This is a genomic window from Delftia tsuruhatensis NBRC 16741, assembly GCF_001571325.1.
Taxonomy (GTDB): Bacteria; Pseudomonadota; Gammaproteobacteria; order Burkholderiales; family Burkholderiaceae_C; genus Comamonas; species Comamonas tsuruhatensis.
The window spans coordinates 1-7528 of record NZ_BCTO01000099.1 but is presented as its reverse complement, the minus strand read 5'-3'; the positions used below and the strand labels follow the sequence as shown (position 1 = coordinate 7528).

The 7528-nt window shown below is 65.3% G+C and carries 6 protein-coding genes and 1 pseudogene; 1 reads left to right on the top strand and 6 read right to left on the bottom strand.

The genetic code is table 11. The features are described 5' to 3' along the window. The 6 genes and pseudogenes from DTS01S_RS28985 to DTS01S_RS28960 form a co-directional block, all read right to left on the bottom strand. Positions 1 to 1337, bottom strand: a pseudogene (locus tag DTS01S_RS28985) (PAS domain-containing sensor histidine kinase); the annotation flags it as partial. A gap of 24 nt (positions 1338 to 1361) precedes the next feature. Then, positions 1362 to 2201, bottom strand: a complete 840-nt coding sequence (locus DTS01S_RS28980; protein WP_016450588.1) for a substrate-binding periplasmic protein — start codon at positions 2199 to 2201, stop codon at positions 1362 to 1364. A 9-nt stretch (positions 2202 to 2210) separates the two neighbouring features. Beyond that, positions 2211 to 2975 carry an HD-GYP domain-containing protein gene (locus DTS01S_RS28975; RefSeq protein ID WP_016450587.1) on the bottom strand — a complete coding sequence of 255 codons (765 nt, stop codon included), beginning with the start codon at positions 2973 to 2975 and terminating at the stop codon, positions 2211 to 2213. Continuing rightward, the gene (locus tag DTS01S_RS28970) at positions 2975 to 3346 is read right to left on the bottom strand and encodes a response regulator transcription factor (protein WP_034348076.1); all 372 of its coding nucleotides are present in this window, start codon (positions 3344 to 3346) and stop codon (positions 2975 to 2977) included. The genes DTS01S_RS28975 and DTS01S_RS28970 overlap by 1 nt, the downstream gene beginning before the upstream one ends. Before the next feature lie 210 nt (positions 3347 to 3556). After that, complete coding sequence (locus DTS01S_RS28965) at positions 3557 to 4807, bottom strand: HD-GYP domain-containing protein (protein WP_016450585.1); 1251 nt, start codon at positions 4805 to 4807, stop codon at positions 3557 to 3559. A gap of 74 nt (positions 4808 to 4881) precedes the next feature. Further along, on the bottom strand, positions 4882 to 6579 hold the full coding sequence (locus tag DTS01S_RS28960; RefSeq protein WP_034368784.1) for a methyl-accepting chemotaxis protein: 1698 nt from the start codon (positions 6577 to 6579) through the stop codon (positions 4882 to 4884). Positions 6580 to 6911: 332 nt separating this feature from the next. Here DTS01S_RS28960 and DTS01S_RS28955 point away from each other — a divergent pair, with 332 nt between their 5' ends. Then, positions 6912 to 7388, top strand: coding sequence for a chemotaxis protein CheW (locus tag DTS01S_RS28955; protein WP_026062243.1), 477 nt, complete (start codon positions 6912 to 6914; stop codon positions 7386 to 7388). Positions 7389 to 7528 lie beyond the last annotated feature (140 nt).

Here is a 7528-nt window from a genome sequence, read left to right as displayed (position 1 = left end):
AGGGGGACGACGGCGATGTCGCAGAGTATTTCCCGGTGGCCCGGCAGCTGGAACATGGCCTGGCAGTTGCGCAGGGCCAGCTTGGCCTGTGGGTCGAGCAGGGCATGGATCTGCGGCCTGCAGGCTTCGCGCGCGATGCCTTCCAGCGGCTGCCCCAGCGCCTCGACGCTGGGCTGCCCGGTCCATTGCTCCCAGCGTGCGTTCACGAAGGTCAGCCGGCCCTGGATGTCGGTGCGAAAGATCAGCTCCTGCACGCTGCGCATGAGCACGGCCATCTCATGCTCGCTGCGGGCCAGGCGCGCCTGGGCCTTTTCCATGGACTGCTGGGACGACTTCTGGACCCTGCGGGTCTTGAGCACCGACCCGCTCAGGCCCAGCACCAGGGCAAGAAGCGCAAGGCCGGCAACGAAGAAGGCGAATGCCTTGTCGCGCCAGCGCGCGACCACCTCCGAGTAGGGCTCCTCCACCACCAGCAGCAGAGGCCAGTTGCGCACGGTGCGAAAGGACACGACCTCATGGGAGCCGAGCATGCCGGCGCCGACGTAGGAGCCGAATTCGCTGTGCGGCAGCCATTGCCGGAACAGCGGTGTCTGCAGCACGGCGGTCGCCTGCACGCCGGTGCCCGCATTCGTGCTGGCCAGCGTCTGGCCGTCGTAGCTCAGCAGCATGGCCTCGTAGCTGAGGGACTCCAGCGTGGATTGGTAGAAGTTGGCCACGGCATCGGGATTGATCAGGGCCACCAGCACGGCCGGTGCGCCGTTGTCGCGCTCGAATGCGAGGATCTGGGGCAGGTAGCGGACGCCCCGCGGTGTCGCATGCGGTGTCGCATGCGGTGTCGCTGCCAGGGAGGAGAGGCTGCGGCCGGTGACCAGGCGTCCCAGCTGGACCTTGCCCGGGACCGGAGCCGATGCCCTGTCAGGCAGCAGCTTGTGCAGCTCGATCTGCAGGCCGGCCTCGCCCGCTTGCGTGCTCGCCAGGATGCGTCCTTTGCCATCGAGCAGCGCCATGCTGCGCAGAACCGGCAACTGGCCGACCACTTGCGCCAAGGCCGCCTCGCGCGCTGCGCCGGGGCTGTCGGCGGACAGGATGACCGGGTTGTTGGCCAGGCTTGCCAGGGCGACCTCGCCGGTCTCGAAGGTCTTGTTCGTCTGATCCTGCAGCACACGGGCCAGCAACGCCGCCTGGGCCTTGCTCTGCTCGGCCTCGGCATGCAGCTGGCTCCAGACGAACAGCACCAGCCCGGCAAGCACGCACAGGGCAAAGGTCAGCACCAATGCCTTGAGGTGGGCGCTGCGCCTGGCTCCCAGAAAATGATGCGTGCCGGCTCGGCCAGACATGATGAAGGCGCTCCATCGGAGGGTTCAAGGCGCGACGATGGCGCTCAGCCCGTGGTTGCGCGCTGCCCGGGCCAGGCGGCCGTCTCGCCGGATGTCGGAGACGAACTGGTCCAGGCGCGCCAGCCACTGGGCGTCGGCAGGACTGGTTGCATAGCCGTAGGGAAGCACGTGGAACGGCTTGGGCGGTGCGATCAACCGGGCCCAGTCGGAGCTGTCGAGCAGCCGGCGGCTGTAGGGGTAGTCGGTCATGAACACATCCACGCGCCCTGCCATGAGCTCCTTCTCGCGGGTCTGGGGCGGCTCGATGGACACGATCTGCGCATGCTTGAGCGTCTCGCGCATCACGGGCTCCATGAAGGTGCCGCGCTGCACGGCGACCTGCACGCCGGGCTGGTCGATGTCCGCCCAGGACTGCACGGCCTGATTGCTCTTGGTGGTGACGCCGTAGATGTCGCTGTTCAGATAGGGCTGCGTGAAGCGCAGCTGCTTTTGCCGCTGGGGGAGTATGCCCACGGCGAACATGGCGACATCGCAGCGCGACTCCAGCAGGTCAGGTATCAGCCTGGGAAAGGAGGAATCCACATACTGCAGCCGTACGCCCAGCTCCCTGGCCAGCTCCGCCGACAGCTCTGCATCCACGCCCGTCAGCCGGCCCGTGCGTGGGTCGCGGAAGGTGATGCCGTAGTAGTCGGGCCATATGCACACACGCAGGGCGCCCGTGGATGCAATCCGCTCCAGCACCTCGCCAGCTGCGGCAGAGCCGGACCATGGCACCAGACACAGCAGCAATCCGGCAACGGCTGCCAGGCGTGCCAGCACGCGCCTTGGGGACGGTGCGCCGAAACATGTCGATGATGGATGCATGGCGGGCTTTCAGGGTGTGTCGATCAGATCGGTGAAGGACGGGGACTGCCGGGTCAGCGCCAGGCGCAGCGCATCCAGCTCTTCGATGTTGTCCATGAACGCGTCGACGATGCCGGGATCCAGGGCCTTGCCCCGTTCCGCCGCGATCATCTCCAGGGCCCGTGCTCGCCCGAACGCCGGCCGGTACACCCGGTCCATGGTGAGCGCGTCGAAGATATCGACGATGGAGGTGATGCGCGCCGACAGCGGGATGTCCTCGCCTGCCAATCCCTGCGGGTAGCCCTTGCCGTCGAAGCGTTCGTGGTGGCTGGCGGCGATTTCGGCCGCCATCTGGAACACCGGGATGCGCGACTGGCCCAGCAGATGCGCGCCGATCTCGGCATGCCGGTTCATGACCAGGCGCTCCTGCGCATCCAGCGGGCCCTGCTTCTTGAGGATGGTGTCCGGAATGCCGACCTTGCCGATGTCATGCATCGGGGCCGCCTTGCGCAGCAGGCTGGCGAATTCGATGCGGCAGCCCAGGCGCAGGGCCAAGGCCTCCGACAGGTAGCCGATGCGGATGATGTGCGAGCCGGTGTCGTCGTCCTTGAACTCGGCGGCCATGGCCAGGCGCAGCAGGGTCTCGTGGTGGGCGCGTGTCACTTCCTTGAGCAGATCGTTGCGCTCGCGGTACATGCGGCCGAAGTCCTGGATGAGCTGCTCCATCTGCTCCACGGCCGCAGGATCGAAACGTCGCGATGGCTCCCGGGGGGAGGCGGTCTGGTACTGGGCCATCAGTCGATCCTCTCGAGCTTTTCGATCGTCTCCAGCAGCTTCAGGGTGCTGAAGGGCTTGACCAGGTATTCGTCGGCTCCGGCCTGCAGGCCCGCCTTGCGGTCCTCGGCGCTGCCCCGGGCCGTCAGCAGGATGACCTGCGTATGCAGCAGTTCGTAGGAGCGCTTGATGCGGCTGCACACCTCCAGGCCGTCGAGCGTGCCCGGCATCATGATGTCGAGCAGGACGATGTCGGGCCTGAGCCTCTCGGCCATCGCCCAGGCCTCGTCGCCATCGCAAGCCTCTATGACGTCAAAGTCGCTGAATTCCAGTGTCATGCGCAGCAGCTTGCGGATGTCGGCATGGTCCTCGGCGATCAGTATCTTTTGCATGGGGAGATCTTTCATGCCGCAACAAAGGTGTGGGCCGGCATGTGAATCATAAATATCAATTAAATCAAATTTTATTGAATTTATCTATCAAATCTGTTGCCAGGCCTTCACGCCCGTGGGCGCCGGATGCCGCCGCGGCAGCGGGGCGGGTTCCGGCCCCAGGCCGGGAACAGGTCTTTTGCCCCTGTGCGGGAGCCGGCAGCCCCGTCTTTATGTGGCCCGTTCCCAGGCCGGGTCTTTCCACAGGGCATCGAGGTCGGTGAAGCCCCATTTCGCGGGGTCTTCCCGACTGGCTATCTTCTCCTGGCACCCGGGCCGGGCCAGGTCAACGGTCTCCGGTGCCATCCGCATGCCGCTGGCCGTGGAATAGAACACCTTGACCTGCGGACAGGTCAGGGACTGGCGGCCAGGGTCCACGACGACCCCCAGCCTGCCCGTTGTCAGCCGCACCAAAGAGCCCACCGGGTAGATGCCTATGCTTTTGACGAAGGCCTGGAATACGGTCTTGTCGAAGTGCCCGGCGCTCCATTCGGCCATCTTGTGCACCGCCTCGGCAGGGTCCCAGCCACGCTTGTAGGGGCGGTCCGAGGTGATGGCGTCGTAGACATCGCAGACCGCGCCCATCTTCGCGAACAGGCTGATGTCCTCGCCACGCAGCCCGTGGGGGTAGCCTGTGCCATCCACCTTCTCATGATGGTGAAGGCAGACGTCCAGCACCACCGGATCATCGACGCCGCCGGCCAGGAGCAGCTCCAGGCCTCGCGCCGGATGCTCGCGGACCTCGGCAAACTCCCTGTCGGTCAGGCGCCCCGGCTTGTTCAGGATGGGGGCGGGGATCGCCATCTTTCCAATATCGTGCAGCAGCCCCGCATAGCCCGCCTGGCGCACCTGCTGCGGTGGCAGGTCGAGCTGGCGTGCCAGCACGATCATCAGGGCGCAGACCGCCACCGAGTGCATGTAGGTGTAGTCGTCGCTGCTCTTGAGCCGGGCGATGCTGACCAAGGCGCACGGATTGCGGATGATCGACTCGGACACCTCGGCGACCACGGAGCGGGCCTCGTCCTGGTTGATCTCCCTGCCCATGCGCGCCTCGCGGAACATGGCGGTGATCGCCTGCCTGGACTGGCGGCAGATCCGGGCCGCCCGCTTCACCTCCTCATCGAAGGCAACGGGCCGCAGCTCGCACTCCAACTCGGCCAGTTGCGAGATCTCGGACAGTTGGGCGTCGATCACGGTGTCCACCTGCTCGCGCGAGCAAGACGGCTCGTCTTGCGCGACATCCAGGCCCTTGGCGGTATCGATCCACACTTCCTGGATGGGGGCGTGCAGGATCCTCGCCAGGTCGGCAGGGTCTTCCAGCCTGAAGCGGCTGCGCCAGAACGGATGCTCCATCCAGCTGCCGCAAAAGCTCTCCAGAAACATGCCCAGCCGCAGCTGCCGCACACTGATGCGCTTGATCATGAACAAGGGCCCCGCAACGGTTCACATGGATACGTCATCTTGCCGCCATTTCCTTGCTTCTGTACGGATCCAGGTCAGAAGGCCGCCCATTCCTCCTCCTTGACCTGCGGTTGCGCACGGGCCGGCGATACGCGTGCCTGAACGGCCGGCAGCGCTTGCCTGGGCCCCATGACCTGGACGGTGGCGGCACGCGGCGCGGCGGGGTGGCTTGCCCCATGCTCGGGATGCATCCTGAATGTGGAGACGATCTGCGCCAGAGAAGCGGCCTGCTGCTCCAGGCTGCCCGCAGCGGCCGAGCTTTGCTCGACCAGCGCCGCGTTCTGCTGCGTCATCTGGTCCAGCTGGCTCACCGCCTCGCCGACCTGCCGGATGCCTACCGCCTGCTCGGCCGATGCGCTGGAGATCTCGCCGATCATGGTGTCCACGCTGCGCACCTGCTCCACGATGCGGCCCATCTGCTCGCCAGCCCGGGTCGCCACCTGGGTGCCTTGCTCGACCTTTTCCAGGTTGGCACCGATCAGCTCCTTGATCTCGCGGGCCGCCGTGCCCGAGCGCTGGGCCAGCGCGCGCACCTCGCTGGCGACCACCGCGAAGCCCCGGCCCTGTTCGCCGGCCCGCGCGGCCTCCACGGCAGCGTTGAGCGCCAGGATATTGGTCTGGAAGGCAATGGCGTCGATGACGTTCGTGATCTCGGCGATCTTGCGCGAGGCCTGCGAGATGTCCTGCATGGTATGCACCACCAGGGCCACGGACTGGCCTCCCTCGGCAGCCGAGGCCGACGCGGCCGAAGCCACCTTGCTGGCCTGCTGGGCCGTGTCCGCATTCGTGCGCACCGTGGCCGTGAGCTCCTCCATCGATGCGGCCGTCTCCTCGAGGTTGCTGGCCTGCTGCTCGGTGCGCTGGCTCAGGTCCAGGCTGCCGGAGGCGATCTCGCTCGACCCCGTCGCAATGCTGTCGCTGCTGAGGCGAATGCTTGCCATGATCTCGCGAAGCTTGCCGTTCATGTCGCGCATCGCGCCCAGCAGCCGGGCGGGCTCATCCCGGCCCTGCACCACGATGCTGGCCGTGAGGTCGCCCCGCGCCACGGTGTCCGCCACCGAGACCGCCATGTGCAGGGGCTCGGTGATCGAGCGCGTGATGGCCCAGGCCAGCACGGCGCCCAGGGACACCGCCAGCGTGGCCAGCCCGCCGAGCAGGTACAGCGCCAGGTGGTAGTCCTTCTCGGCCTGCTCGGTGGCCTTGCGCCCGCCCTCCTGGTTCAGCGCGATGTCCTGGCCCACGACGTCCATGAAATCGGTGAAGACCTGGGTCGCAGATCCCGTGGCTTGGCCACGCGCCTGGGCCGACTGCTCCGGCCCGGCCTTGGACAGCTCCAGCACCTTCCTATCTTCCAGTACGACGGCGTCCCAAATTACGCGCATCTTGTCGTACAGCTTCTTTTCCTCAGGGGAGGAAATGAGCTTTTCGTAGGTGGAGAACTCCGACTCTAGGGCTTTCTCGGCCTTCGCCAGCGCCTCTTCCTGAGCCTGCTTGCCCGGTACAGACTCCTCAATCACATGGCGAAGGGTGGCGCGGCGGGCTTCATTGGCTGTGGCCCGAATCGAGGCCAGCGCATTGGTGGAAGGCAGCCAGTTGGTGCCCAGGTCGTTGGCATTGAACTGGACCCGGGCGATCTGCAGTGAGCCGATGGCCGCGACCGTGCTCAGCAGCAGCAGGAGCAGGATGAAAGCAGCGATGAGCCGTGTGCGGATGGACAGAAGGCGGAGGAACATGGTGGGGGTCTCCTGAGATGCGGTCGGAAATCTTTGATCAATATGATGTAATTGATAATTTACCAAGCTTGCATCCATCTTGAGGAATTGAATTTATCAATTCAGTCTCGCTAGGCCATTGCCCGGGATCCGCTGCGCCGAGCCGCCTCGCAGTCCTCTATCCCCTTGGGCAAGCCGTCGCCACAGCCCGGCAGCGCTTGGCGACGCGCTCCGCCTGGCTCACGTGTCGAGCATCAACACACCCCAAAAATGTAACAACCAGTTGTGCTGTTCTTTTCTCTCTGTTAAATTTTTATCAAATTCATCAAATAAATTTGATTGGAGTGATGAAGATGCCACCTACACTGACAACCGACACCGCCAGGCAATGGCTTTCCTTCCTTGTGGACGATGAGGAGTTCGGCATCGATCTGCTGCAAGTGCAGGAGATCCGGTCCTACGAGTCGCCCATGCGCATTGCCAATGGCCCCGCCTACTTCAACGGCGTGCTGGAACTGCGCGGGGAGGTCATTCCCGTCATCGATCTGCGGCTCAGGCTGGGGCTTGCGGCCAAGCCGTACGACGCCTGCACCGTGACCATCATGCTGCGCCTGCCTGGCGGAGTGACGGGCATGGTGGTGGAGGGTGTCACCGACGTGGTGACGCTCATGCCGCAGGACCTGCGCGCCGTGCCCGCCATGGGCGGGGGCCTGGTCAATGACTGCCTGCTGGCCATGGGCGTGCTCGAGGAGCGTTCGCTGCTGCTCATCGATGCCGACAAGCTCCTGGCGACGGCCACGGCAGCCCTGCCGGACTGCGCTGCGAACTGAGCAATTTGCTCCGGCACGTCCCGGTCCCCGCTCGTACACCGCAAATTTTCATATCTCATTGGAGACGTGCCATGAATCCTCGCTTCTGGACTGTCAAGACCAAATTTTCCGTGGCCTTCAGTTCCTGGGCTGCTGCCGGT